The 1,993-nt window shown below is 54.9% G+C and carries 1 pseudogene; it reads left to right on the forward strand.

What is annotated here, in order from left to right:
• Positions 1–1,993: pseudogene (locus AB204_RS14100) on the forward strand (RHS repeat protein); the annotation flags it as partial.

Here is a 1,993-nt window from a genome sequence, read left to right on the forward strand (position 1 = left end):
GGCGCCATAGCCAAATCGTCTGGGAAGCGGATCCATCAGGCGCTATCACCACATTCGATTACACCCCTGATGGTGCGCTGACAGAAATGAAGCTGCCGACAGGTGAAACTTTTGCTTACGGTTATGACGAACACGGGCAGCTCATCGAAACTGTTTTGCCCACCGGCGAGCGCTGGCAATGTCACTATGATGAGCAGGGCAACCTGACAGCGCTGACCAATCCATTAGGGCATACAGAAGAATACCAATACGGCACCCACGGTGAATTGCGTCAGCGCCTGCTACCGGATGGACGCCAGTGGCACTATGCTTATGACGAGCAACAGCGGCTGGCTGCAGTGATGACACCGGACGGTCAAACCACCGGTCTGCAACTGGATGAATTGGGTCGATTGCGCCAACTCACCGATGCCCTAAAACAACAAACTCACTACCGTTACAGCGACGACCATGCCGGTCTTAATGGCAGCCTGACTGATGTTGAACTGCCGGACGGTACCACGCAGCAACTGGCCTATGACAGTGAACGGCGCGTAGTGGCGGTGACTGACGGCGAAGGCCGTACCACTCACTACACTTACGGCGCGTTTGACCTGCTAACTCAAGTCACACGACCCGATGGCACGGTATTACACTTTGGTTATGATCGTCTGACCCGATTGAACTTAGTGACCGCCTCCACTGGCGAAACCTACCGTTATGAGCGGGATGCCGCCGGGCAGATTATCCGGGAAACCGATTTCACCGGGCGTACCCTCGAATATCAGTACGATAAACTGGGACGCCGCACACTGACTCAATATCCCGATGGTCAGCAGCTTCGCTGGCACTATTCGGCGGTGGGTTTGCTGGTCAAACAGGAAAGTTGGCAACCGGAAGAAAACCAATGGGTACTGAAAGCCACGACTCGTTATGAATACAACAAGCGGCATCAGTTGGTGAAAGCCACTAATGCCGATGCGGTGGTGGAATACGAATATGACAAGGCCACTGGCCTGCCGACCTGTGAGCGTATCAACGGACGGGAAATCACTCGCGAATGGGATAACCTGACCGGACGTCCGGTGAGTGAGAGTCTTGATGGTAACACCCTGCACTTCGGTTATAACTCAATAGGTACCCTGAATCATTTCCAGCTCAACCAGCATACGCCGCTGACCTTCCAGCATGATGCACTGGGGCGAGAAACGGTGCGCGAAAGTGCCAACGGTTTTATCCTTGCCAGTCGCTATACCGCAACCGGCTTACTGGCGCATCAGTCGGCGGGTCAGTCTACCCAATTTTTCAGAGAAACGCTGGCGCAAAACGACCCGCACTTCCCGCCACAGGCCACCGCCGTCAATCGGAGCTGGCAATATGACCGTGCGCATAACGTCCGGGTGATTGATGACAGCCGCTGGGGGCAAACGCGCTATCGTTACAATACTAATGACCAGATACTTCATACCCTGTTCGAGGGTGCCCGTCCACATGAAGAGCAATTCAGTTATGATGCCAATGGCAACCTGAGCCAATATTTGCCCACCGATGCGCAGGGCGCGATGGAACAACTCACGCAACGCCAGCAGGCCGGGCGGGTGGTGCAGCAAGGGAATGTCCGTTATCGCTATGATGATAACGGTCGTTTGGTGGAAAAAACCGAACAGCAGGATGGCTTCCGCCCGCAAATCTGGCGCTACCGCTGGGATACGCAAAACCAGCTCACTCATTGCGAAACTCCAGATGGCTCGCGCTGGCAGTATAAATACGATCCTTTCGGTCGGCGTATCCAGAAACAAAAAGTGCATGATGGAAAACTGGTCGCGGCTAATTTACAGTTGTGGCTGGCAGGTAAACCAGATTTGCCGGACAATCCGAAAGCGCTGGGCGGCTATGATTACCTGTGGAGCGGGGATCAGCTGATTGAGGAAGTGCCGTATCAGCTTGACGGCACCCGGCTGGAAGAGCGTCGCGTGCGCTGGTTATATGAACCGGGCAGCCTGACGCCGGCGGC

The organism is Xenorhabdus khoisanae (genome assembly GCF_001037465.1).
Lineage (GTDB): Bacteria > Pseudomonadota > Gammaproteobacteria > Enterobacterales > Enterobacteriaceae > Xenorhabdus > Xenorhabdus khoisanae.